Origin of the sequence: Akkermansia sp., from assembly GCF_020860705.1 — a bacterium.
Classification (GTDB): Bacteria; Verrucomicrobiota; Verrucomicrobiia; order Verrucomicrobiales; family Akkermansiaceae; genus Akkermansia.
The window spans coordinates 40546-63921 of sequence record NZ_JAJBTT010000028.1; the positions used below are offsets into that span (position 1 = coordinate 40546).

At 57.3% G+C, this 23376-nt stretch carries 14 protein-coding genes and 2 pseudogenes; 8 read left to right on the forward strand and 8 right to left on the reverse strand.

Annotated features, from left to right (window positions below; all coding sequences use genetic code 11):
* Positions 1-16 precede the first annotated feature (16 nt).
* Positions 17-3706, forward strand: coding sequence for an ATP-dependent RNA helicase HrpA (gene hrpA / locus LIO64_RS05920; RefSeq protein ID WP_290548516.1), 3690 nt, complete (start codon positions 17-19; stop codon positions 3704-3706).
* Between the two features lie 130 nt (positions 3707-3836).
* Here hrpA and LIO64_RS05925 read toward each other — a convergent pair whose 3' ends face one another.
* The 4 genes from LIO64_RS05925 to LIO64_RS05940 all read right to left on the reverse strand — a co-directional run bounded on the left by LIO64_RS05925 (position 3837) and on the right by LIO64_RS05940 (position 9880).
* The gene (locus tag LIO64_RS05925) at positions 3837-4541 is read right to left on the reverse strand and encodes a TrkA family potassium uptake protein (RefSeq protein ID WP_290548517.1); all 705 of its coding nucleotides are present in this window, start codon (positions 4539-4541) and stop codon (positions 3837-3839) included.
* Positions 4542-4551: 10 nt separating this feature from the next.
* Positions 4552-6300, reverse strand: a complete 1749-nt coding sequence (locus LIO64_RS05930) for a potassium transporter TrkG (RefSeq protein WP_290548518.1) — start codon at positions 6298-6300, stop codon at positions 4552-4554.
* Between the two features lie 264 nt (positions 6301-6564).
* Positions 6565-9021: a sialate O-acetylesterase gene (locus tag LIO64_RS05935; protein WP_290548519.1), complete on the reverse strand. Its 2457-nt coding sequence runs from the start codon at positions 9019-9021 to the stop codon at positions 6565-6567.
* 85 nt (positions 9022-9106) lie between these two features.
* The gene (locus tag LIO64_RS05940; RefSeq protein WP_290548520.1) at positions 9107-9880 is read right to left on the reverse strand and encodes a PEP-CTERM sorting domain-containing protein; all 774 of its coding nucleotides are present in this window, start codon (positions 9878-9880) and stop codon (positions 9107-9109) included.
* Positions 9881-10343: 463 nt separating this feature from the next.
* Here LIO64_RS05940 and hisF point away from each other — a divergent pair, with 463 nt between their 5' ends.
* Together hisF and LIO64_RS05950 are read left to right on the forward strand one after the other, a co-directional pair.
* The gene (hisF, locus tag LIO64_RS05945) at positions 10344-11111 is read left to right on the forward strand and encodes an imidazole glycerol phosphate synthase subunit HisF (RefSeq protein ID WP_290548544.1); all 768 of its coding nucleotides are present in this window, start codon (positions 10344-10346) and stop codon (positions 11109-11111) included.
* Between the two features lie 7 nt (positions 11112-11118).
* Positions 11119-13299: a glycoside hydrolase domain-containing protein gene (locus tag LIO64_RS05950; RefSeq protein WP_290548521.1), complete on the forward strand. Its 2181-nt coding sequence runs from the start codon at positions 11119-11121 to the stop codon at positions 13297-13299.
* A gap of 80 nt (positions 13300-13379) precedes the next feature.
* On the opposite strand, the pseudogene LIO64_RS13025 reads toward LIO64_RS05950, so the two are convergent.
* Positions 13380-13699 (reverse strand): annotated as a pseudogene (locus LIO64_RS13025) (helix-turn-helix domain-containing protein).
* 125 nt (positions 13700-13824) lie between these two features.
* Between LIO64_RS13025 and LIO64_RS05960 the strand changes: the two are divergent.
* Positions 13825-14262, forward strand: a complete 438-nt coding sequence (locus LIO64_RS05960) for a cupin domain-containing protein (protein ID WP_290548523.1) — start codon at positions 13825-13827, stop codon at positions 14260-14262.
* A 297-nt stretch (positions 14263-14559) separates the two neighbouring features.
* On the opposite strand, the pseudogene LIO64_RS13030 reads toward LIO64_RS05960, so the two are convergent.
* Together LIO64_RS13030 and LIO64_RS05965 are read right to left on the reverse strand one after the other, a co-directional pair.
* Positions 14560-14655: pseudogene (locus tag LIO64_RS13030) on the reverse strand (IS5/IS1182 family transposase); the annotation flags it as partial.
* The gene (locus LIO64_RS05965) at positions 14656-16104 is read right to left on the reverse strand and encodes a hypothetical protein (protein WP_290548524.1); all 1449 of its coding nucleotides are present in this window, start codon (positions 16102-16104) and stop codon (positions 14656-14658) included. It abuts the pseudogene before it with no gap.
* Positions 16105-16198: 94 nt separating this feature from the next.
* Here LIO64_RS05965 and LIO64_RS05970 point away from each other — a divergent pair, with 94 nt between their 5' ends.
* Complete coding sequence (locus LIO64_RS05970) at positions 16199-16447, forward strand: hypothetical protein (RefSeq protein WP_290548525.1); 249 nt, start codon at positions 16199-16201, stop codon at positions 16445-16447.
* Between the two features lie 108 nt (positions 16448-16555).
* The gene (locus LIO64_RS05975; protein ID WP_290548526.1) at positions 16556-16948 is read left to right on the forward strand and encodes a hypothetical protein; all 393 of its coding nucleotides are present in this window, start codon (positions 16556-16558) and stop codon (positions 16946-16948) included.
* Between the two features lie 225 nt (positions 16949-17173).
* Here the strand turns inward: LIO64_RS05975 and nifJ are convergent, their stop codons facing one another.
* Positions 17174-20752 carry a pyruvate:ferredoxin (flavodoxin) oxidoreductase gene (nifJ, locus tag LIO64_RS05980; RefSeq protein WP_290548527.1) on the reverse strand — a complete coding sequence of 1193 codons (3579 nt, stop codon included), beginning with the start codon at positions 20750-20752 and terminating at the stop codon, positions 17174-17176.
* Positions 20753-21106: 354 nt separating this feature from the next.
* On the opposite strand from nifJ, the gene lysS reads away from it, so the two are divergent.
* Together lysS and LIO64_RS05990 are read left to right on the forward strand one after the other, a co-directional pair.
* Positions 21107-22588, forward strand: coding sequence for a lysine--tRNA ligase (gene lysS / locus LIO64_RS05985; RefSeq protein ID WP_290548528.1), 1482 nt, complete (start codon positions 21107-21109; stop codon positions 22586-22588).
* 17 nt (positions 22589-22605) lie between these two features.
* Positions 22606-23376 carry a protein phosphatase 2C domain-containing protein gene (locus tag LIO64_RS05990; protein WP_290548529.1) on the forward strand — a complete coding sequence of 257 codons (771 nt, stop codon included), beginning with the start codon at positions 22606-22608 and terminating at the stop codon, positions 23374-23376.

A 23376-nucleotide genomic window follows, 5' to 3' on the forward strand; every position in this document is an offset into this window, starting at 1 on the left:
TTTTCTCCCTTCCATCATGAACATTTCCTATCCGGATCTTCCCATTTCCCGCCGCCGGGACGATATTCTGGCGGCGATGCGGGAGCATCAGATCATTGTGGTAGTGGGGGAAACAGGGTCCGGTAAAACCACCCAGCTTCCCAAGATGGCCATGGAGCTTGCCGGAGAAGCGCCGGGCAGGGTGGGGTGCACCCAGCCCAGAAGACTGGCTGCGGCTTCCGTTTCCCGCCGCGTGGCGGAGGAATTGAACTGCGAATTGGGAGGTTTGGTGGGTTACCAGGTGCGCTTTGAAGAAAAAGCCGGGCCGGATACGCGCCTGAAATTCATGACGGACGGCATTCTGCTGGCGGAAACGCAGCATGATCCGGACCTGCGCCAGTACCATACCCTGATTCTGGATGAGGCCCATGAGCGCAGCCTCAATATCGACTTCCTGCTGGGCTACCTCAAACTCCTGCTGGACAGGCGGAAGGATCTGCGGCTGGTCATCAGCTCCGCTACGCTGGACGCCGGGGGATTTTCCGAATTCTTCGGGGGCGCTCCCATCATCCAGGTGGAAGGCCGCACTTATCCGGTGGACCTTCACTACCTGCCTCCGGTGCATGAGGAGGAAGAACTCTCCGCCCACGTGGCACGCGCCGTGGACTGGCTGGACACCCTGGACGACCGCGGGGACGTGCTCGTTTTCCTCCCCGGAGAACGTGAAATACGTGAAGTAGCGGAGAAATTAGAAGGCCGGAATTTGAGGAATACCCGCATCCTGCCGCTGTTTGCCAGGCTGGGCCTGGCGGACCAGCAGAGGATTTTCCACCCGGAGCGGGGATACCGCCGCATCGTCCTGGCTACCAACGTGGCGGAAACGTCCCTGACCATTCCCGGCATCATTTACGTTATTGACTCCGGTCTGGCGCGCGTCAGCCGCTACAGTCCGGCCCGCCAGGTGCAGAGGCTCCAGATAGAGCCCGTCTCCAAGGCCAGCGGCCGCCAGCGTGCGGGCCGCTGCGGCCGTGTCTGCGAAGGCGTCTGCATCCGCCTGTACAGTGAAGAAGGCTGGGAGGACAGGCAGGACTTCACGGACCCGGAAATCAGGCGCAGCGCCCTGGCCGGAGCGCTGCTCAGGATGAAAGACCTGGGTCTGCCTGAAATGCCGGAATTTCCCCTTCCGGACCCTCCCTCCTCCAAGCTGGTGACGGAGGGCTACCGCACCCTGCGGGAAATCGGCGCGCTGGACAAGGCGCGCCAGCTTACGCCCGTGGGCAGGAAGCTGGCGCGGCTGCCGATTGATCCTCGCCTGGGCCGCATGCTGCTGGAAGCGCAGCATGAACAGGCCCTGCCTGAAATGCTTGTGATCGTGGCCGGCCTGGGCGTCATGGACCCCCGGGAACGTCCGGCGGACGCTGCGCAAAAGGCGGACCAGGCCCATGCGCAATGGAAGGATGAAGACAGCGATTTCCTGTCCCTGCTCCGATTGTGGAAGGCTGCCTGGCAATTCCGGGAAGGGCGGCGCTGGCGCAAAAACCAGCTCCGGAAATGGTGCGGAAAAAACTTCCTCAATTTCAACCGCATGATGGAATGGTTCAACCTGTGGGAAGACCTTTCCCGTCTGGTGAAGGAGACCTTGAAATGCAAGATTCCCCCGCTGGAGGCGGAAGCGGAGCGCCAGGCGTCCTTTGCCATGATTCACCGGAGCATTCTGGCTGGCGTTCCGCGCCAGTTCGGCCTTTGGGATGCGGATAACCGGGAATACCGCGGCGCCGGGGGGCGCTCCTTCGGCATCTTTCCCGGATCCGGCCTGTTCCGCCGCAAGAAACGGAGCGAATGGGTGATGGGCGTGGAACTGGTGGACACCACGCGCCTGTGGATGCGCCGCGCCGCCAGGCTGGAACCGGAATGGGTGGAGCAGGTGGCTCCCCACCTCTGTGAATCCCATTACTCCGGAGCGCGGTGGGACAAGGAGCAGGGTGCGGTATACGCCGTGGAACGCGTGATGTGCGGCGGCCTGCGCATCATTGACAACAGGCGCGTCCACTATGGCCGCATCAATCCCGCCCATGCGCGGGAAATCATGATCCGTGAAGGGTTGCTGGGCGGCGGCTTCCGTACCAGGCCCGGGTGCATCAAACATTTGGAAGCGCTCCGGGAGGAAGTGCGGCAGATAGAACTGAAACTCCGCCGTCCGGACCAGGTCTGGTGCGAAGAAGGCGTTTTTGAATTCTTTGACAGGCTCATTCCGCAGGACTGCTGCACGGCCAGGGCCTTTCTGCGCTGGGCCGGAAGCGTGGAGAAAAAAGACCCGGAAGCCCTGCATGTTCCGGCCCAGGAAGCCATGTACGAATTCTGGGGAAAGGATCTGCTGGACGGCTTTCCGGACGAAATCAGCTGTGCCGGGGCGGAGTATGCCGTCTACTACCAGAATGACCCCGGCGCGGAAGATGACGGCGTGACGCTGGGCGTCCATATCGACCAGCTGCCGGACGTTCCGGAGTGGCTGCCGGAGTGGGGCGTACCGGGCCATCTGGCCCAGCGGGCGGAATGCCTGCTGCGTACCCTTCCCAAGGACTTGCGCGTCTTCCTCCAGCCCATCAGCCAGAAAGCCGCCTACTTTGCGGAACTGCGGCATGGCCTGGAACCGGATGGCCCGCTGGCGCAGAAACTGGCGGAATTCGTGGAATCGGAAACCGGGCGTTTCTGCGCTCCCTCCTTCTTTGACATGAACCGTATTCCGGCGGAGCTGGTCACGAAAATCTGGGTATGCGATGATGAAGGGGAAGAACTTGCCATGGGTACGGACGTTGCGGAATTGAACGGACGCCTGGGCAAAAAACTCTCCCGCCGGTTCCGGGAAACGGCGGCGGACATTGTGTCCGTTACCGGAATGAAGGAATGGACCTGCGGGAATTTGGAACACACGGTGGATGTAGCGGGGAGGACGGGTTACGTCGCCCTGGTGGATGAAGGCTCATCCGTAGGCGTGCGCGTTTTTGAAGACGGGCTGCGTGCGGCGGACTCCCACCGGGGAGGGTGCCTGCGCTTCATGCGCCTGCGCCAGGCGGACCAGCTCAACCACCTCCGCAAAAAATTCCCGCTGAAGCTGGAAGGAAAACTCTCCCTGCACCTGCTTGGCCAGGATCCGTCCACCAATGCGGATGATCTGGTGGACGTCTCTGCGGAAATGGCCATGGGCCGTCCCCTCCCGCGTACGGCGGAACAATTTGCCGCTGCAGAAATGAACCTGCGGCAGAATCTCTTTGACGCCGCGCATGGCGTGGCGGATGTATGGGAACTGGTGGCAGCCACGGAGCATGCCGCAAGGGACTTCTCCGCCGCGCAGCAGGGGGTGCGCCATACGGAGCGCATCACGGCGGATCTCCGCCGCCAGCTTGACTGGCTGCTCCGTCCCCGCTTTCTGTGGGCGCATGGAGTGGAACGCCTGCCGGACCTGAAACGGTACATGCAGGGCATCTCGGAACGCATCAGGCGCATCGGCCAGCAACCCCTCGCCAGGGAGCTGGAACGCCTGGACCTCTTTGAACGCGTTTATCTCCCCTGGCATCGGGCTTTGCCGGAGCATGCGGACGATCTGCGCTGGACGCAGTACGGCTACCTGCTGGAAGAATACCGCCTGGCCGTCTTCGCTCCCGCTATTTCTGTCAAAGGGCGCATCTCTGAAAAGCGGTTGATCACCGCGTTTGAAGAACTCTCCTGAAAGCTATGGCTCCGGGAACTGGCCGGACTTTCCATCAGGAAGCCCGAAAAATCCTGTAAGAATTCCGGAACAGGAAAAAGCATGCCATGGCATGATTCCTCCCCCTTCCTTCATGGAAAATGTTTCCAGGTCACAAACCCTTGGAAAGCTGGGCGAATTCAATCAGGTTCGTTTCCTTGCCGAACAGGACCAGGATGTCGTGGTCTTCAAAAACGAGGTCCGGGGAAGGGGTGCCGATCACGGGAATGCGCGGGATGGAAAGGATTTCCCGGCGCCCCTGCGGGGTCTGGGCTTCTCCGCGGCGGATGGTCAGCAGGTTCAGATGGTGGTCCGTGCGCAGGCCCACGTCGCGGAGCCGCTTGCCCACCCAGATGCGCGGCACGGCTATTTCCACGATGCTGTGGTTTTCATCCATGGGGGAGACGCGCAGGAATTCCGGGGATTCCAGTTGGCTGGCGAGCTGCTTGGAAGCCACGCGGGACAGATTGATGAGCGCGTACACGTTCATCTGGCTCAGGATGTGTTCATGCACCGGGCTCATCACGCGGGCGTAAATGTAGCGGACGCCCATTTTCTGAAGGTGCGTGACGACCAGAAGGTTTTCTTCAAAGCTGTCCCCGATGGCGACGATGACGGCTGACTGCTCGTCCAGTTCCAGTTCGCGCAGGGCGGCCGGATTAGTGTAATCCGTTACAACGGCATAAGTAACCAAATCCTTGACCTGCTCCAGTTCTTCATCCGTGGAGGCGACGGCCACTACTTCAATATTGCGGGCGGAAAGCTCAATGCAGAGTTCCTGCCCAAACTGGCCCAGGCCGATAACGGTATATCTCATAACGGTATGTTCAGGTTAGCGGGATTTTGACGGATGGATAGCGGTAATGCCGCGGGGTGGGGGTGCCGGCCAGCGCAATGAGAAAGGCGAAGAGCCCCACGCGGCCGGCGAGCATGTTGATGATGAGAAGATATTTGGAAGGGTCGCTCAGATCAGGCGTGATTCCCCGTGACACGCCTACGGTAGCAAAAGCGCTGCAATTTTCAAAGAAGATATCCAGTGAGCTCATGGCGGGCTCCAGGCTGCAGATCAGGATGGTGAAGCAGCCGATCCAGGCGCAGGAGACCACCACCGTGATCACGCACCGCGCCACGGTGCGCTGGTCAATGCGGCGGTGAAAAAATTCCACATGGTCCCGCCCGCGGAGAATACGCAGGATTTCCGCGCCTGCAATGGCGCAGGTGGTGGTTCTCATGCCGCCCGCCGTGCCGCCGGGGCTGCCGCCCACCACCATCAGGCCGCACATGATGAGGCTGGCGGCTGGCAGGTAGTGGCTGTAATCGCTGATGTTGAAGCCCGCCGTGCGGGACGTGACGCTGTCAAAAAGGCAGTTCCAGAGGTGCTGCCCCAGCGGGGCAGAGGCATGGGGCGCTGAAACGGCAAAGATGGACAGGGCTCCCCCTGCCAGCAGAATGCCGGTGGTGATCATCACCAGTTTGAAATAAGGGCTCCACTGCATGCGCAGGCGGCGGTGCTTCGCCAGAAAGCGGTTGACCAGCCGGGAATTGATTTCCTTGTAAATGCCGAAGCCCAGGCCGCCGCAGATGATCAGTGCCATGATGACGGCCTGCCCGCTGTAGCACAGGCGGATGCCCGGCTCCATCAGATTCATCGGAAACGTGGAAAAACCTGCGTTGCAGAAAGCGGAAACGGAATGGAAAAGGGAATGCCACCACAGGGGTTCCCCCATCAGGTTGATGTCTTTCCCCTCCCACGAAAAATAAAGGAGAACGGCGCCGCACAATTCAATAAACAGCGTACTTACCACAATCGTGGTGATGAAGGAGACCACGGACCCCAGATTGCCTTCGTCCAGCAAGTCCGTCAGCAGCACGCGGTCCCGCAGGGAAAATCCCTGGCCCGCCACCATGGCCACGAAGTAGGCGAACGTCATGATGCCGAACCCGCCGATCTGGATGAGCGCAAGCGTGAACATTTCTCCCAGCGGGGTGAAGATATGGGCGAAGTCCACGGCGTTCAGGCCGGTGACGCATACGGCGCTGGTACTGGTGAACAGGGCGTCCGTAAAGCTCAGCGTGATGCCCGGATACGTGGAATTGGGAAGCAGGAGAAGCCCGGTTCCTGCCAGAATGACTACTCCCAGGGAGGCCACAAACTGCATGGCGGGGGCCATCAGCGGGCGCCCTTTTTTCTGTTTGCCCAGCAGCCATTGGAAAATCTTGGTCAGGGACATCAGCGTGGGAATGGCAATCAGGCCGGCCGTAATCACCAGGCGGGAAAGCTCCGTAAACCTCATGAAACTGTCCTCCTGCTGCTCCCTGTCGATCAGGATGAAGATCAGCAGGCAGCTGATGATCTGGAAGACCAGCAGCCTCAGGGAAGGCCTGTTGATTTCCTTCCGGAAGTAGGAGCCCAGCACGCCCGTCAGGTGCCCCAGCGTGGCGACGGCCGCAATCAGGCGCGACCATTCATGTTCCGCACGCGTCAGGGGCCACCCCAGTTCCCAAATCACCGCTCCCAGAAGGATGGCGATGCAGATGGCTGCAAGTTTGGTAAATCCCGAGCGTGTGTTTGTCATGGGTGGAGATGCCTTGCGCGGAGTCTACCACTTGGGCACGGAAAGAAAAGTATTAAGCCGTCTGCCCTTCTTCCCCCGAATTTTTCCGCATATTTCCGGAGTGTCCCGGAAATATGCCTTGAGGAGGAAAACATGGCTTCCAGCAACGTCCCCGGCAGAATCCGGACCGGCCGGAGAACGCCGCAGAGGCTTGCGGCATTTCATCGGGCATCAGAACCCATTCCCCGTTTTAATCTGCATGCAGATGAACGCCCGGAAAAAAGGTCAGCTTCTGCGGCGCATGGCCAGCAGGACGGTAACGCCCAGAAGTCCCAGCAAGGCGGAAGAAGGTTCCGGAATGGAGAGCGTCACGATTCCGGTGGAAGCGTCGTAATTCAGGATATTCCAGCTGCTGGACGCATCGGCCATGGAAAAATCTTCCGCGGAGGACAGTCCGTTCAGGGAACCTCCGGAAACATCCGTTATCTTGAAGGCCAGGGTACCGGCGGCATCCATGGTTCCGCTGACGTCCAGCGTCAGGCCATTCAACAGGTTCAATGTGCCTCCGGTCATGATGATGGCGGCCAGTCCTTCGCCGCCGTCCACCAGGTTTCTTGATGAAAGTTCCACCGTGAAATTGCCCGCCGTCAGGCTGTCTCCCGTTCCCAGCGTCATGGAATTGCCGGCCAGAATCCGGGAGCCGTCGGACAAGGCCAGCTGCCCCGTCAAATGCTGGTTGGCCCAGATGACCTGGTGGGCGATTTCCACCCGCGCGGCAGAGCTCCAATTCAGAACTTCCCCCCCGGCCAGGCGGATGGCGCTGGAAACGTCGTAATGGTTCAAATCCAGCGTTCCCCCCGTGTAAACGGCGGCGGTTCCCGTACCCAGGGCATCCTTGTCTCCGAGCCGCAGGGTGCCTCCCTGGATCCGGGTGCCTCCCGTGTAGGTATTGGCGTGGGACAGCACCAGCGTATTGTCGGTGGTTTTGGACAGGGCCCCTTTTCCGGAAATCTCTCCGGCCAGGGTCAGGACGCTTCCGGAAGAGTTGGTGGAGCTTCCGAAGGAGGAAACGGTACCCTCTTCCAACATAAAATGATTGTTCCACGTATTGGCCGTCACGTTTTCCCAGCCGGCCAGGACCGTCGCCCCCTGAAGATGGATGGCGCCGGAACCCCAGCCGGAGGCCGCCGTTTGCGAATCCTTCCCGTTCATCGTGATTTCGACGCCCGGACCGATGGTCCAGTTTCCCGTGAAGGCGGCGGCGTTGGTATTGATGTAGGTACTGACATTAACCCTGGCTATCCCGGCCGGATCAGCCGCGAGGGTGGAATTGCTGATGGAGACGTCCCCGCTTCCGGTGATGAAGGAAAGAACCTGGTTGCCGGCATTGCTGTTTCCTGCGCCGCTGCCCTGAATAGCGAGGGTACTGCCGCCTGCGATGTTCCATGACTGTTTTCCCTGCAATTCCAGAACGGCGTCAATATTCAGATTCTTGCCGGCGGCAATGTCAATGCCGCCATTGCCGAGGATCAGGTGCCCGTCTTCCAGGGAAGGGGAGGCGCTGCCGTCCACGGCCACGCCCCGGATGGTAATGGTGTTCAGGTAGGTGTCTTCAATCCTGATGCCGTAAAGAACGGCATTGGTTCCGGCAGCTGTACTCACCATGTTGTCCTTGGCGGATGAAGCCACGTCCCATACGGCCACGCTGTCCACCGGAAGCTTGCCGTTCATCCAGGCGTCTGTGGAAGACAGGGCGGCATCGTAATTTCCGCTGCGTACGGTGCCCGTATCATAGCCGGCGAGCCTGGCCGCCTCATAGGCATACCGTGCTCCGATGGTAATTTGGGACTTCCCGTCGTAATGAACGCCCATGGCATCCCCTGAAGTGATTTTGGCGAGGTCCCGCGTGGGAACCCAGCCCATGTTGTCGTTGGCCTGGGCCAGGGCTTTCTGCTGGTCGCGCGTCGTTCCGGAGGAACCTTCATTGCCGTTGAAGCCGCCGGTGACATCTCCGGTTTCGGCATTCGTGACATTGGCCGTAGACCACTGGGCCTGTTCTCCCAGGATGGCCTGGTGCTCCGCCAAGCCGGTGGTGTCCACGCCTGCCTGGCTGACGTCCGCCTGCAAATTGTCCAGAAACGTTAAAAAGGAATCGCCGACGTTGCTTGCATTGCCGTTGGATTCCCCCTGCAGGTACATCACGCCCATGATTTCCACCTGGTCGTAGCCGTTGGCCAGGGCATTCGCGCAAGCCTGCCGGACGGTTTCCACCATGGTATTGTACGCATTGGTTCCCTTGTTCCAGTAGGAATTGCCGCCTCCGTCCAGGGAAACCTTGACGATGCCCATCTCCGTGCTTCCGGATGAAGAGCCGCCCAGGGACCATCCCTTGCGTTCCATCACGGCCGCGAATCCGTACTCCGGCCCCATGCAGTTGTAATTGCTTTTCGCCGTTCCGCACACCTGCGGAACCACGGAACCCCAGGAAGAGGAAGCCGCAGGATTGTAATCCACAGAGTTGCCGGAATCCTTGTTGAAATTGTTGTGCCAGAATTTGGTGCTCCCGTCGGACTTGTATTGTTCCAGCAATTCGGCGGATGCCGGAGAACCCTTGACTGCGCCCAGGGAATTGGACTGGCCCGTCAGGATGTATAATTGGAGCGTTTTGGCGTTCGCCGTGCCGATCAGGGCTGCCGCCAGGGGAATGTACAGCAGGCCGCGGCAAAAAGGAGACAGTTTCATGGCAGTTGTTTTCAGAAAAGTAAAAAATAAAAGCCGTTGGCGGTAAAACACGGCCAACGGCTTTCATGAAGAGAAAGACCTTGGCCTATTTTCTCCGGCGGCGCAGGCACAGCGCTCCAAGTCCCAGCAGACCCAGGGAGGCAGTGGCCGGTTCCGGTACGTTGATGATGGCTGCCAGATCGTCTTGCGTTGCCGCTCCTTCCCAGAAGCTGAGGCCGGATACCGTCGGGGAGCATTGGTAATTGGGCAATGAACCCCAGCAGCCGATGTACAGTGTATTCAGGAGCCCGGCTTGTGTTTTTCCATTCCAGTATATATTCTGGGTGGTTCCGTTCTGCGTGATAAATAGACTATAGTTGCCTCCGGCCTCAACGGAGAGAGTCAGGGAGAAAGGATCGGTAAAACTAATGGCGTTGCTCAAAGCGCTGGCAGGACGGCCCCCACTGGCGCCATCGTTTGCGATTCCAATTTTATTTCCGGTTTCATAACGTCCCAGGATGGAATTGTTGCCTGTTCCCCCGATAGAAGCGCAAAAGATGGAATCCTGATTGTCAAGGCCGGTAGCTTTGGCAAAATTGATATTGACGGTATAACCGGAAGCTCCTGAAAGATTCAGGCTGGAAACGTCCAAGCCGTTTTTCTTTGCGTTCGTTGCGTTGGATGTCCAGGTTCCGTCATCGTTCCAGGTGGCGTCATTGAGCGTCCAGCTGAGGGCGGTTGTGCCCAGGTCGGAGGCGGCGGTGCCGCTGCCTGGGGAAGTTTGGTCAAACCGGGAAAAGCCGGAAACCAGAGTTACGCTTGCCTGGACTCCCGAGACTCCAAGGAGCCCCATGGCCAGGATAAATAATGTTTTCTTCATATAATTAAATTGTTAGACAAGGAAAAGAACAACGGGGTGAATCTGTAATTCCTTTAACGGATTGCGAATCCGGTTCTTCGATTTTTTCCGTCTTTAAGAGGACGACCCCTATCCATCCCCCGTAAAATCAGCAACGGGAGAGATTAAAAAAAAGACCAGTTATAGGAAAAGATTCTTATTTTCAATGAATTAAAAATCATAATTCTTTTATGGTCATATTTTTTTATTTGAACCGGATTCGCAATCCGCAAAACGAGTTTGATGATTGCATGGAATGTGGTGGAAAATTCTTTTTCAAGCGTCGCTATTTATTGAATTTCAATATTATAAAAAAGAGAGGGAAGAGCGGGAGACAACTTGGAACGTCCGAAGACAGAGCGAACTGGACGATGAAAAACGCACGCGGCAGGCCAAGCCGTATTTTAAGCTTTTCCTTTTGAGGAAGAGCTGGCTTGATAAGGGCGTGCTGGCAAAAAGAATCATTCCGTGTTTGGACGTAACAGACGGCAGAGTCGTCAAAGGGACCAACTTCGTCAATCTGAGGGATGCCGGGGATCCGGTGGAATGCGCCAGGGCCTATGATGCGCAGCAGGCGGACGAGCTTGTTTTTCTGGACATCACCGCTTCTTCCAACGGGCGCGCCACCATGGTGGACGTGGTACGCCGCACGGCGGCGTGCTGTTTCATGCCGCTGACGGTGGGCGGAGGCATCCGCTCCGTGAAAGACATGCGTGAAATGCTCCTGGCGGGCGCGGACAAGGTGTCCCTGAATACGGCGGCCATCAACCGTCCGGAACTGATCAATGAAGGTGCGGCGGCCTTCGGCAGCCAGTGCATCGTCGTGGCCATTGACGCCAAGAGGCAGTCTCCCGGCAAGTGGGGAGTTTCCACCCACGGAGGAAGGAAATTCGCAGGCAGGGATGCGGTGGAATGGGCTGTGGAGGCGGAACGCCGCGGAGCCGGGGAAATCCTGCTGACCAGCATGGATGCGGACGGAGCCAGGACGGGCTATGATCTTGAACTGACCCGCGCCGTCAGTGAGGCGGTCCGCATTCCCGTGATCGCCAGCGGTGGCGCGGGCAATCTGGATCACATGGTGGAAGTGCTGGTGGAAGGAAAGGCGGACGCCGTCCTGGCAGCCTCCATCTTCCATTTTGGCGAATACACGGTGCCGGAAGCCAAGGCGTACTTTGCTTCCAGAGATATTCCCGTGCGCCCGGTGGTGAAATAGCCATAAAATGAGCCTGGATGAAAGTATGGAGAGCGTTTCCGCGTACTGGGAAATGATGCGACATTGTTTTTTTTCTCTTTTTTCCGCCATTGTTTTAGCATCCGCCGTTCATGCCCAGTCCGCGGACAGGCATCCCCTGTATGAACCGGCTCTTCTTTCCATGAAGGGGGACGGAGAAGGGGCCAACCTTTTTTCAGGGGCCACGGTAACCGCGTCCGGGCATTATGGGGAAGACCGTCCTGAACTGGCTGTGGACGGACGGACCAATGACGGCGGCAAGTATTGGGGATGCGAGCATCTGCCTGTCTGGCTTCAGGTGGACATGGGGCGCCCCCGTTCGCTGTCCGCCCTTCACGTGTGGCCCTATTGGAAGGACGGGCGCGTCTATCAATACAAGATAGAAGGTTCCCCGGACGGGAAAAACTGGAAAATGCTGGTGGACCAGTCTTCCAACAGCATTGCCGCCACGGCGGACGGCGTGCCGTTCAAGCTGGAGCCCCAGACGGTGCGATACGTCAGAATCACGTTCCTCGGCAACAGCGTCGGGAAGGAAAACGGCGGCCATCTGGTGGAAATCAAGGGTTATGGCCCGGATGCCTCCCTGGATTTGAAAGCGGCGGCGGTGAAAGAATATGACCGCCTGTCCTTTGGAAGCGCGCCCGGTGCGGAAATGCTCCAGAAGGCGCTCCGTCTTTCCGGGTGGCGGGGAGAACGGGTGAGCGGGCAAATTGCGGTTTGGTCTTCCCAGGCACAGCCCCAATTAACCGTTTCCTGCGCCGGCCTGAAAAATGCCGCCGGGCAGATGCTGCCCGTTCAAGTCTCCCTGGTGCGCTACACCAGGGCAGCCGGAAAACCCGTGGCGGACATCATCGGGAAGGAAAAGCGCTGTGACCTTCCGGCCGGCGGCATTCGTCCCGTGTGGGTGGAAATCAATATTCCGGCGGCAGCCCGCCCCGGCGTTTACCAGGGGAAGGTGGCCGTTTCTTCGGAAAACAGCCCGGTGGTGACCGTCCCCGTCAGGCTGGAGGTGGCTCCGGAACTGCTGCCCCCGCCCGCCGGCTGGCAGGTGCATCTGGACCTCTGGCAGCATCCGGAAGCCGTGGCCCGCTGGCACGATGTGGAACCGTGGTCGCCGGAGCACTTCGCCCTGCTGAAACCCGTGATGAAAAGGCTGGCGGAGGCCGGCCAGAAGGCCATTACCTGCTCCCTGATTGATGAAGCCTGGAATGGCCAGACTTATGACTGGTGGCCGTCCATGATTGAATGGGTGAAGGGCAGGGATGGCGTCATGAGGTATGACTATGCCAACTTTGACAAATGGGTCTCCTTCATGCTTAATGACGTGGGAGTAAAAGGCCAGATCACTTGCTACACCATGATTCCCTGGTCCATGAAAATCCGTTACAGGGATGAAGCTACCGGGCATGACCAATTCCTGGACCTCAAGCCCTCCGACCCTTCCTATGAGGCCATTTGGGGGCCCTTCCTGAAGGACTTCCGGAAACACGTCAAGAGCAGGGGATGGCTGGACAAAACCTGCATCGGCCTGGACGAACGGCCGGACGCCATGGTAAAGGCCGCCAAGAACGTCCTGGACAAGTATGCCCCGGAATTCAAAATCGTTTCCGCAGTCGACCGGCCTACCGCCATGACCCGGGACGTGTACGACGTTTCCCCCGTGATCGGCCATGCCGACACCGTCATGGGCGATCTGCTGGCGCAGCGTAAAAAAGAGGGGAAAAAGACGACGTTTTATGTCTGCGTCAACCCCAAAAAGCCCAATACCTTCACGGCATCCCCCCTGGCGGAGGCGGAATGGCTGCCCCTGTTTGCTGCGGCCAACAACCTGGACGGCTTCCTGAGATGGGCCTATAATTCATGGAACCGCAATCCGTTTGAAACGACAGACTTTGGCAACTGGCCCGCGGGAGACTGCTACCTGGTCTATCCCGGCAACCTCAGCTCCCTGCGGTTTGAAAAACTGCGCGACGGGCTGGAAGAGTTTGAAAAGGTCAACATCCTGCGCGCCCGAGCCGCAAAGAACCCGAAGGCGAAAGCCGCCGTGGCCCGCATGGATGAAGAGCTGTCCAAGCTCTTCACAGTGGAAAAGAGCCGTGGGAACACCCATGAGGAAGACGTGCGCAAGGCCCGCGACATCATCCGCCAGACGGCGGAAGCCGCCCGCTGATTTTTCCGGAAAGAAAAGCCCGCCGGGATTTTATGACCATTCCCGTGGGATGACGGCTGGAGAAAGCCGGAAAAGCAGGATCAGTTGCCTCTTTGCTGGTACCCGCATCCCCATGCGGCCATGGCAGCCAGAATGGGGCCCAGGCTGTAGCCCAGTTCCGTGAGGGTATATTCCACGCGCGGGGGCACCTCCGCATATACCTTCCGGGTGAGCAGGCCGTCCTCCTCCATGGAGCGCAAATGAGCCGTAAGGACCTTCTGCGTCACGGGACCGATGGATTTGCGGAGTTCCCGAACCGCCGGGTACCTTGGAGCAGGTCCCGGATGATCAGCACTTTCCAGCGGGAGGAAATCAGTTGAAGAGTGGTTTCAACAGGACATGAGGAAGGTTGATAAGTCATTGGTTTTAATCAATGGTTTCTTTTGGGAGTCTAGGTTACAAATTTATGCCTACTTTACAGAAGGGAGGTAGTTCCGTTATTCTAACGGAAGCCTGCCGTTCCGGCAAGCGTGAACAAATAATGCCATGAACAAGATCATCATTGCCAATTACAAAGAGATGGCGCCGCAGGTCATCAGCCAGGGAGGCAATTCCTTTGCGGTAAAATCCGTTATTGAAGAAGTGGACACCGGCAAATGCGCGGCCAATTTCGTGGAAGTGGAGCCAGGGCAATTCGCTTACGGCTACCATTACCATGAAGTGAATGAAGAAGTATTTTATATCATCAGAGGCCATGCCGTCGTGCGTACCCCGGAAGGTGAAAAGAGCCTGAAAGAGGGGGATATTATTGCGTTTCCCGCTAATCCGGAAGGAGCGCACGTGATCCGTAACGGCTCCGCCACGGAAAAGCTGGTCTATCTGGATGTGGGCACCCGCCTCATGCCCGAGGTGGTGCACTTTCCGGATACGAATACGGGAATGGTATGTTCTCCATCCGGAGTATACCATTTCCAGGAATCCTGAAAGGCGTTTTTGCTGCCGCTCCATTCCGTTCCGGCTTTTTTCATGCGCGGCCTGCGTCCATGCGGGCCGCGCATGAAAAACGCATATAGCAGGCGGCTGCAAAGGATAAGGAGGGGATAAGTTCAAGAAATTCTGAAGTATTGGTTACCAATATTTTCTGAAAATTATGTTGCAAAGGAAATCATTAAAGAAATCTAAATAGCGTCGTCACCATACTTTGATTCATAAAAAGAAGTGTCGAATTTGAACGATAGCCAGATAAGGAGAAAGTGTTTTTGGCATAACGTGCAACCCCCCCCCTCTCCGCCTCTTGAGAGGCAGGAAGCCGATTTTTATCAAATGCCTGATTTTGTAAAGATATCGATCATATGATCTCTGCTCCTTACGACGCCTTTACTTAATTGATTTCTGTTGGCGCTTGATTTCATCGTTTTTCATTAATTCCTTAGTGAGTAGATTCGTATGAGCCATGGATTTCGGAGTCTTCTTTTTACTTAGGGCATAGTTCATCAGTTTGTTGCAATAGCCTGATGCCGTTTGATAGCGTACGAGCAAAGCCTCTTGAAAAGGTGTCTGCTTCTTTTCTTTCATTCCGGAGCCTTCGGGGTCAAACTGCGCTCGGTCCAGAATTAACTCCCGAAGGTTTTTTTTCGTCCAAAAGGCATTACAATACACACTGGCGTTGACACGCTCATTATACCTTCTGTACAGGACATCCGCCGCTTTTTCTCTGTGAGCACCAACAAGATTGCTAGAACGCCACTTCTCCTTTTTTATATTACCCACTGTTTCCACGCTGAAAAATGATTGATTACCAGTTGAGCGGAGTACATTTTCTTGACCGTCCAGGCAAGCTGATTCAGTTCCTCGGGAATACATCAGGACATCATCCAGTTCATCTTTCAAAGTCAAAGGATAACCTAGATACATGTATATTTTGTGTTCTTCCGGGGTGAATTTATCTCGCAGTTTCGGTGTGAGTCCCTTTTCAAACTCTTCAAAATTCCGGCACAGTGCATTAAACATTTTAACCCCGTTTATACCAAAGGAACTATAGATGCTATCTGCTATTTTTTCATCTTTATGCGACATTTGAAATTTCCGTTTGAAAAAAACAAGAACTCCGCTTTCCCCTATGCAAGTTTGTTCCCTGTCCTTCAGGCTTTTCACTTCTTTTCTGTATTGATCCTTTGTAAAAAATTGAGTATTTGCGGGCAAGTGAGTCAAAAGCATATGGTCATGCAGAAGGCCGGAATAAGCTCCGCTTTCCAGTAATTTTCTCTCCATGTTGGAATACGGCCGCGCGTAGATAAAGGCGAAATTCCGGTTCAGGCATCTATCCAAAGTTTTAATAAATTCCCTTTCTTCTTGCGTCAAAGATTCGTCCCCGGGATGGGGAGTAAAAAACAGATCCTGCCTGTATTTGAAAAAGGCATCCATTTCATGGGTCGGCATCATATAATTTCGCGCTTTTATGCAGTTCGTGGAAATGTGCCACTTGCTAAAAGATGAAAGCTTTCTCTCTCCAGATTTGAAAGGTATTGTAAAATAAATGTAACCAGATTTATTGACATGTTTTTTCATTCCCGTGATATCCAAATTTAGTAGGATATCCGGAATAAATTCTCCCCCTTTTATCTTACGTGTAAAGAGTGTCCAGTCTTCTTTTTTTCCGATGTAAGCGTTTTGCCATTCTTCCTCTAACTCTTTCATTTCCTTTGACGTTAAAGGATGCGTTCGGGGAGGGGTGAATTCGACCGGATCGGGGTTAAAAAAGACCTCTTGTGCCTCGCAAGCAACCAGAAAAGACAGAAAAAAGAATAACAATGCCGAGTATTTCATACTACATTATTCATGCCCAACTATTTTATAGTGTCAATTATTTTTCCTGTTTATCCGGGGTTTCTTTCAGAAAGGAGAAGACCTCTTACAAAAAATGATAGGAGATATTGATGCGATCATTGCAAGAACGCTCGGTGATTCCTTTGGTATGGATCCTGTTCCCAATACTTCCTGCGAATATATTCTTGTTGGAAAAGACGCCGCCGGCAAAAAAATACCGGATAGCTTCTTGTTGAAGAAAGCTTCGTTTTTCCTTGACTGTCTGACAACAGCTCCCCCCCCTCCAGATTCTTTACTTTGTGGAAGGAAGTTTCCAAAAATGAAAATGCTTGTACCTTCCTGAAAAGGGATGACCGGAAAATAAATTTTATTGCTGGAGGAAAAACATATGTTTTAAACGATAGCGGTTGTTCTGATGTATGGAAATATCATTCTGCTCGCGTTCTTTTTGGTGACATCCATTACTTGGGGACTGGAGCTGGATGAGCAGCATTGTTTTTCCCCTTTGGGGTACCTGGTGATAGACGCCCTTTTGTTTGCAGGATGTTTCTGTTTCCAGCTGGTGATGATTTTTATGCAGTGCGGAAATCCATGGAAAGGGCGGACGTGTGAGAAACCTTCCCTGAAAAAATTCCTGCTGTTCCGGGGAGCGTGGAGCTGGGGCTATTTCCTGATGTGGTTCCTGGCGGCTCTTAGCGTGGGGCAGGCTGTTCACCTGCTGCTGTTCCAGAATGGGGGGAACGGCTGGCTGTGGATGGACGTACTGGGGATTGCAGCTGCCTGTGCAGGATTGGCAGCCGGCCACGCCGCAGGGGTGAGGCTGTGGAAGGGAAGGCTCCCGTAAATCATTCCGGGGGAGGAGGCGGCGGGATTCCGGTATGGCCCCTCCCTTGCGGAAAGGCCGGGTTCCGCAGAAAAAGCAACGGCAAAAGATGGCAATGCAGCCGGACGATGGGAAGGGCGGACCCGTCAATATCCATGCTTCCCGGCTGTTGTAGATGGACAAGGCCATAAAAACGCCCCTGCCGGGGGAACCGTGCAGGGGCGTTGAAGTTAGTGGCTGTACGCCTTATTCCGCAGGCTTGTCGGCGCCCATGCCGGCAATGCTCTGGTACAGGTTCCAGCGGTGCCAGACGTCCTGCTGGGCTTCTTCAAGGAGTTTTTCAAATCCTTCCTTGTTGGTCTTCGCCAGGAGCTTGAAGCGGTTTTCGCTGAGCAGCACGTCGCGCAGGTCTCCCTTCGGCCCCTTGCCTTCCACGATCAGCGGATTCTTGCCCTGGAGGGCTAGATCCGGATTGTAGCGGTAGAGCAGGATGCGGCCGGAATCCACCCAGGCCTTCTGCTGTTGCAGGCCCTTGGCCATGTTGATGCCGTGGGAGATGCAGTGGGAGTAGGCAATGATGATGGCGGGACCGTCATAGGCTTCCGCTTCCACGAAGGCCTTCAACGTATGTTCGTCCTTCGCGCCGAGGGCGACGGAGGCTACGTACACGTTGCCGTAGGTCATGGCCATCAGGCCCAGGTCCTTCTTCACGCCGGGCTTGCCGGTGGTGGCGAACTTGGCCACGGCCGCGCGCGGGGTGGACTTGGAGCACTGACCGCCGGTGTTGGAATATACTTCCGTATCCATGACCAGCACCTTCACGTTCCTGCCGCTGGCAAGAATGTGGTCCAGGCCGCCGTAGCCGATGTCATAGGCCCAGCCGTCGCCGCCGAGGATCCAGACGCTCTTGCGGACGAGCTTGTCCGCCAGGGTCAGGAGGCGTGCGCATTCCGGCTTGCCGGTGATTCTCTTCTTGAGTTCCGCGACGTTTTCGCGCTGCTGCGCGATGTCTGCTTCATCCTTCTGGGGGTTGGCCAGGATTTGATCCACCAGTTCCTGGCCCACGATGCCGGCGGCGTCATGGAGGAGCTCAATGGCGTGTTCCATCTGCTTGTCCAGGGAAACGCGGAAGCCAAGGCCGAATTCGGCGTTGTCTTCAAACAAGGAATTGGACCAGGCCGGACCGCGCCCTTCGGAGTCATGGGACCACGGGGTGGTGGGCAGGTTGCCGCCGTAGATGGAGGAGCAGCCCGTGGCGTTGGCGACCACCAGGCGGTTGCCGAAGAGCTGGGAGAGCATCTTCACGTACGGGGTTTCACCGCAGCCGGCGCAGGCGCCGGAGAATTCGAACAGCGGGCGCAGCACCTGCATGGAGCGGATATTGTCCGTTCTTACCTTGGTGCGGTCCACGTCCGGAAGGCTCATGAAGAAGTCCCAGTTGGCTTCCTCCTTGTCGTGAATCTTCGGGGAGGGCACCATGGTCAGGGCCTTGTGGGTCGGGTCCGTTTTGCTCTTGGCCGGGCAGACGTCGGAGCAGAGCGTGCAGCCCGTGCAGTCGTTCGGAGAGAGCTGGATGACGAATTTTTCACCCTTCCAGTCCGGATGCTTGGCATCCAGGCATTCAAAACCTTCCGGCGCGCCGGAAAGAGCGTCCGGAGAGAAGAACTTGCTGCGGATGGCGGCGTGCGGGCAAACGGCCGTGCACTTGCCGCACTGGATGCAGAGGGTGGGATCCCATTCCGGCAGTTCCAGGGCCAGGTTCCGTTTTTCGTACTGGGAAGTGCCGTTCGGGAACGTGCCGTCCACAGGCATCTGGCTGACGGGGATGCTGTCCCCTTCGCCGCACATCATCTTGCCGAGGACATTCTGGACGTAGTCCGGAGCGTCCGCGGACATGACTGCCGGGATGGCGTGGCCGTTGACGGTCTTGCCGGCGGTATCCACCCGGTGCAGGTTTTCCAGCGTGGCGTCCACGGCGGCGATGTTCTTGTCCACCACTTCCTGGCCCTTCTTGGCATAGGTCTTGGCGATGGCTTTCTTGATATAGCCGATGGCTTCATCAGCGGGAATCACGCCGGCCAGCTTGAAGAAGCAGGTCTGCATGATCATGTTGATGCGGCCGCCCATGCCCGTTTTCCGGGCTACGGAGAAGGCGTCAATCGTGTAAAGCTTGATGTTCTTGTCCAGAATCTGCTGCTGCATGCGGGCCGGGAGCGTATCCCATACCTTGTCGGCCGGATGCGGGCTGTTCATCAGGAAGGTGGCGCCGTTGGCGGCGTTCTTCAGGAAGTCGAACAGGTCCAGCAGGGAAGGCTGGTGCAGGGCCAGGAAGTTTGCCTTGGTGATCAGGTACGTGGACTTGATCGGGCGCGGACCGAAGCGCAGGTGGGAGATGGTGGAGGAGCCGGACTTCTTGGAGTCGTACACGAAGTAGCCCTGAACATACAGGTCCGTGTGCTGGCCGATGATCTTGATGGCATCCTTGTTGGCGCCCACGGTGCCGTCGGAACCCAGGCCGAAGAACATGGCGCGCGTCACGTCGTCCGCTTCCGTGGAATAGTCTTCGTCATAGGGAAGGCTGGTGCCCAGCACGTCGTCATTAATGCCGATCGTGAAATGGTTCTTGGGCTTGTCCTGGGCCAGGTTGTCATAAACGCCCTTGACCATGGCGGGAGTGAATTCCTTGGAGGAGAGGCCGTAGCGGCCCCCGACCACCATGGGCATGCCGTTGGTGAAGGCAAGTTCGCCGTTGGCCTGGGCATCAAAGAGAGCCTGGATGACGTCCTGGTGGAGCGGTTCTCCCTGGGCGCCGGGTTCCTTCGTGCGGTCCAGCACGGCGAGCTTCCTGACCGTGGCGGGAAGCGCCTTGATTAGTTCGGCGGCGGGGAAGGGGCGGAACAGGCGGATTTTCAGAACGCCGACCTTGGCGTTTTCCCGGGCAATCATGGCTTCCACCGTTTCTTCCACGGCTTCTGCGCCGGAGCCCATCAGGATAATGACGTTTTCTGCGTCCGGGGCGCCCGTGTAGTCTACCAGATGGTAGGAACGGCCGGTGAGGTCCGCAAACCTGTCCATGGCCTTCTGCACAATGGCGGGGGTGGCTGCATAGAACTGGTTGACCGTTTCACGGCCCTGGAAGTAAACGTCCGGGTTCTGGGCGGTGCCGCGCAGGACGGGGGCGTCCGGAGTCAGGGCACGTTCGCGGAAGGAGTCCAGCCATTCCGTCTTGATCATGCCGTTCAGCGTATCGTCCGTGATGTCGGCGATTTTGCCGATTTCATGGGACGTGCGGAAGCCGTCAAAGAAGTTCATGAAGGGAATGCGGGATTCCAGCGTGGCGGCGTGGGAAATGGCGGCGAAGTCCGCAGCTTCCTGCGTGGAGGAGCCGCACAGCATGGCCCAGCCGCAGGAGCGTGCGCTCATCACGTCGCTGTGGTCGCCAAAAATGGAAAGGGCCTGGTAGGCCAGGGAGCGTGCGGCCACGTGGAACACGGCGGGCGTCAGTTCCCCTGCGATCTTGAACATGTTCGGGATCATCAGCAGGAGGCCCTGGGATGCAGTGAAGGTGGTTGCCATGGCTCCGGTCTGGAGGGCGCCGTGAACGGTGCCTGCCGCGCCGCCTTCACTCTGCATTTCCACCACGGAGGGAACGGTTCCCCACAGGTTCTTCCGGTTGACAGCGGCCCAGCTTTCAGCTGATTCACCCATCGGAGAGGATGGTGTAATGGGGTAAATGGCAATGACTTCAGAAAAACGATAGGCTACGGAGGCTACGGCTTCGTTAGCGTCAATCGTGCTGTAAGTTACGGTTGTCTGATCACTCATAAGTCTGCACGGATAGTATATAATTGATAAATAAGGTGCGCCTTAACGGAGTTATTTATAACATGTCTGACGCCGAAGGTAAAAGCAATTATGCGTGTACGGGGGTTTGGCTGCTATTTTTTATAATAAAACCAGTTTTCTTTCAATTCCCTTGAATACCGGCCCTTGCATGGTCCTCCGCCCGCTGCCCGCAGGGACCCCCGTGGCAGCCGTTCCTGTGGATGCGTGCCTTGAGAGCCATATCCCCGGAAGGCGGCGAGGGGGGAGCTCCGGTTCAGGGCCAGCCGCCAAAAATGCCCCGTGCCTGACAATGCACTAGCCAAAACGGCGGCAAGCCTTTAAAATCCCCGCACTATGTCCGAACAACAGCAGGCACATCCGAATACGACGGAATCCGAACTTATTGCCGTGCGCCGCGACAAGCTCGCCAAAATCCGCGAGCTGGGAATCGACCCCTACGGCGCAAGATTTGACGTGACCACCACTCCCGCCGGATTGAAAGCCGATTTTCAGGAAGACAAACAGGTGGCCGTGGCCGGGCGCCTGCTGGCTATTCGCGACATGGGCAAATCCCAGTTTTTCGTTATTGGGGACGTGCGCGGCAAAATCCAGGGATTCCTGCACAAGAATGAAGTGGATGAAACCACCTGGAAGCTGTGGAAGCTGCTGGACAGGGGAGACTGGATCGGCATTGAGGGGACCACGTTTCTGACCCGTACCGGGGAACCCACCGTAAAAGTCTCCGGCCTGACCATTCTTTCCAAGAGCCTCCGGCCCCTGCCGGACAAATGGCATGGCCTGGCGGACAAGGAGGTTACCTACCGCAAGCGCCATCTGGACCTCATTTCCAATGAGGAGAGCGCCGCCCTGTTCGTCACGCGCTCCCTCATGATTGCGGAAATCCGCCGCTTCCTGCAGGAACGCGGCTATCTGGAAGTGGAAACCCCCATGCTTCAGGACGTAGCGGGGGGGGCGGCCGCCAAGCCGTTTGAAACATACCATAACGCGCTGGACATGCCTCTGACGCTGCGCATTGCTCCGGAACTCTTCCTTAAACGCCTGATGGTGGGCGGGTTCACCAAGATCTTTGAACTCAACCGCAGCTTCCGCAATGAAGGCATCGACCGCCGTCACAACCCGGAATTCACGATGCTGGAAGCCTATTGCGCCTGCGGCGATTTTGAAACCATGGCAAACATGGTGGAAGAACTCATCTGCCATCTGGCGGAAAAATTCTGCGGCGGCCTTCAGATTGACCACAAGGATGCGGAAGGCAACGTGCTTTACACGATTGACCTCACCCGCCCCTGGAAGCGCGCCGACTATCAGGACCTGATCCGCGGCGTGGCCGGCCAGGACTGGTTTGACATTTCTCCCGAGGAGCGCCGCGCCCGCTGTAAAGAGCTGGATGTGGAAATCAGCCCGGATATGAAGGATGTGGACGTTTCTCAGCAGGTTTATGAAAAGCTGGTGGAGGAAAAGACCATGAATCCCTGCTTTGTCACCCACGTGGCCAAGGACCTGGTCCCCCTCGCCAAGCTGAACAAGGAAAACCCGGACGTGGTGGACGTGTATGAGCTGGTGATCAACGGGCAGGAAATTTCCCCCGGTTATTCGGAGCTGAACGATCCGGACGTGCAGAAGGAACGCCTGGAGCACCAGGCCGCCGGAGAAACCCAGCGCGTGGATTATGGCTTCATTGAAACGCTGGAATACGGCATGCCTTCCGCGGGCGGCATCGGCATCGGCATTGACCGCGTCATCATGATGCTGACGGGCGCCTCCTCCATTCGTGACGTCCTGCTCTTCCCCCAGCTGAAGCGGAAGGACAGTTAATTCAGACCCCAAGCCGCATGGCCCCCCGCACCCCGGATACCCTGGACTGCGCTTCCGCCCAATGGATCGGCAAACGCCGCGAGCAGGAAGACGTGGTTGAAAGCCTTCCCGCCGCAGGCGGGGTGCTGGGCATCGTGTGCGACGGCATGGGGGGCCACCTTCGCGGGGACTGCGCCTCCTGCGTCGTGGCGGGGGAATTTGCCAGGGTATTTGAACAAAGCGGCGTGGAGGATATTCCGGAACGCCTCACGGAAGCCCTGCACGCCGCCAACCGGGCGCTGGCCGCCATTCAGAAGGAGCCGGAGGAATCCGGCACCACCCTGCTGGCCGTGTTCATCCGCGACAACTCCCTGTGGTGGATCAGCGTGGGGGATTCCCCCCTTTATTTATGGAGCGGGGCGGACGGCTTCCGCATGGACCGCCTTAATGAGGACCATTCCATGAGGCCGATTGCGGATCGTCTTTACCGGAAAGGGGAAATGTCCCTCCAGGGGGCCCTCCGCCAGCGCTGCGTGCTCCGTTCCGCCGTGATGGGCGGCCCCATGGAATTGGTGGACCTCAGCGCCATGCCTCTGCGCCTGTACCCCGGCGATGTGGTGCTGGCCTGTTCGGATGGCCTGCAGGTCTGGTCCGAGCTGTTGAGGGAGCCTTCTTTCCTGGCTCTTCAACAAGCCAGGGACTGTTCCAGCCGGGATTTGGTGGAAACTATCATGGAGCAGGTGAAAGACATGCTGGAACCCCAGCAGGACAATGCCTCCGTCTGGGCCGCCGTGGTGAGGAAGCCTTGA

What these genes read in the sequence shown, in the direction of transcription:
- hrpA (WP_290548516.1), top strand. Translation starts at nt 17, where the DNA reads ATGAACATTTCCTATCCGGATCTTCCCATTTCCCGCCGCCGGGACGAT.
- LIO64_RS05925 (WP_290548517.1), bottom strand. Translation starts at nt 4,541, where the DNA reads ATGAGATATACCGTTATCGGCCTGGGCCAGTTTGGGCAGGAACTCTGC.
- LIO64_RS05930 (WP_290548518.1), bottom strand. Translation starts at nt 6,300, where the DNA reads ATGACAAACACACGCTCGGGATTTACCAAACTTGCAGCCATCTGCATC.
- LIO64_RS05935 (WP_290548519.1), bottom strand. Translation starts at nt 9,021, where the DNA reads ATGAAACTGTCTCCTTTTTGCCGCGGCCTGCTGTACATTCCCCTGGCG.
- LIO64_RS05940 (WP_290548520.1), bottom strand. Translation starts at nt 9,880, where the DNA reads ATGAAGAAAACATTATTTATCCTGGCCATGGGGCTCCTTGGAGTCTCG.
- LIO64_RS05950 (WP_290548521.1), top strand. Translation starts at nt 11,119, where the DNA reads ATGAGCCTGGATGAAAGTATGGAGAGCGTTTCCGCGTACTGGGAAATG.
- LIO64_RS05960 (WP_290548523.1), top strand. Translation starts at nt 13,825, where the DNA reads ATGAACAAGATCATCATTGCCAATTACAAAGAGATGGCGCCGCAGGTC.
- LIO64_RS05965 (WP_290548524.1), bottom strand. Translation starts at nt 16,104, where the DNA reads ATGAAATACTCGGCATTGTTATTCTTTTTTCTGTCTTTTCTGGTTGCT.
- LIO64_RS05970 (WP_290548525.1), top strand. Translation starts at nt 16,199, where the DNA reads ATGATAGGAGATATTGATGCGATCATTGCAAGAACGCTCGGTGATTCC.
- nifJ (WP_290548527.1), bottom strand. Translation starts at nt 20,752, where the DNA reads ATGAGTGATCAGACAACCGTAACTTACAGCACGATTGACGCTAACGAA.
- lysS (WP_290548528.1), top strand. Translation starts at nt 21,107, where the DNA reads ATGTCCGAACAACAGCAGGCACATCCGAATACGACGGAATCCGAACTT.
- LIO64_RS05990 (WP_290548529.1), top strand. Translation starts at nt 22,606, where the DNA reads ATGGCCCCCCGCACCCCGGATACCCTGGACTGCGCTTCCGCCCAATGG.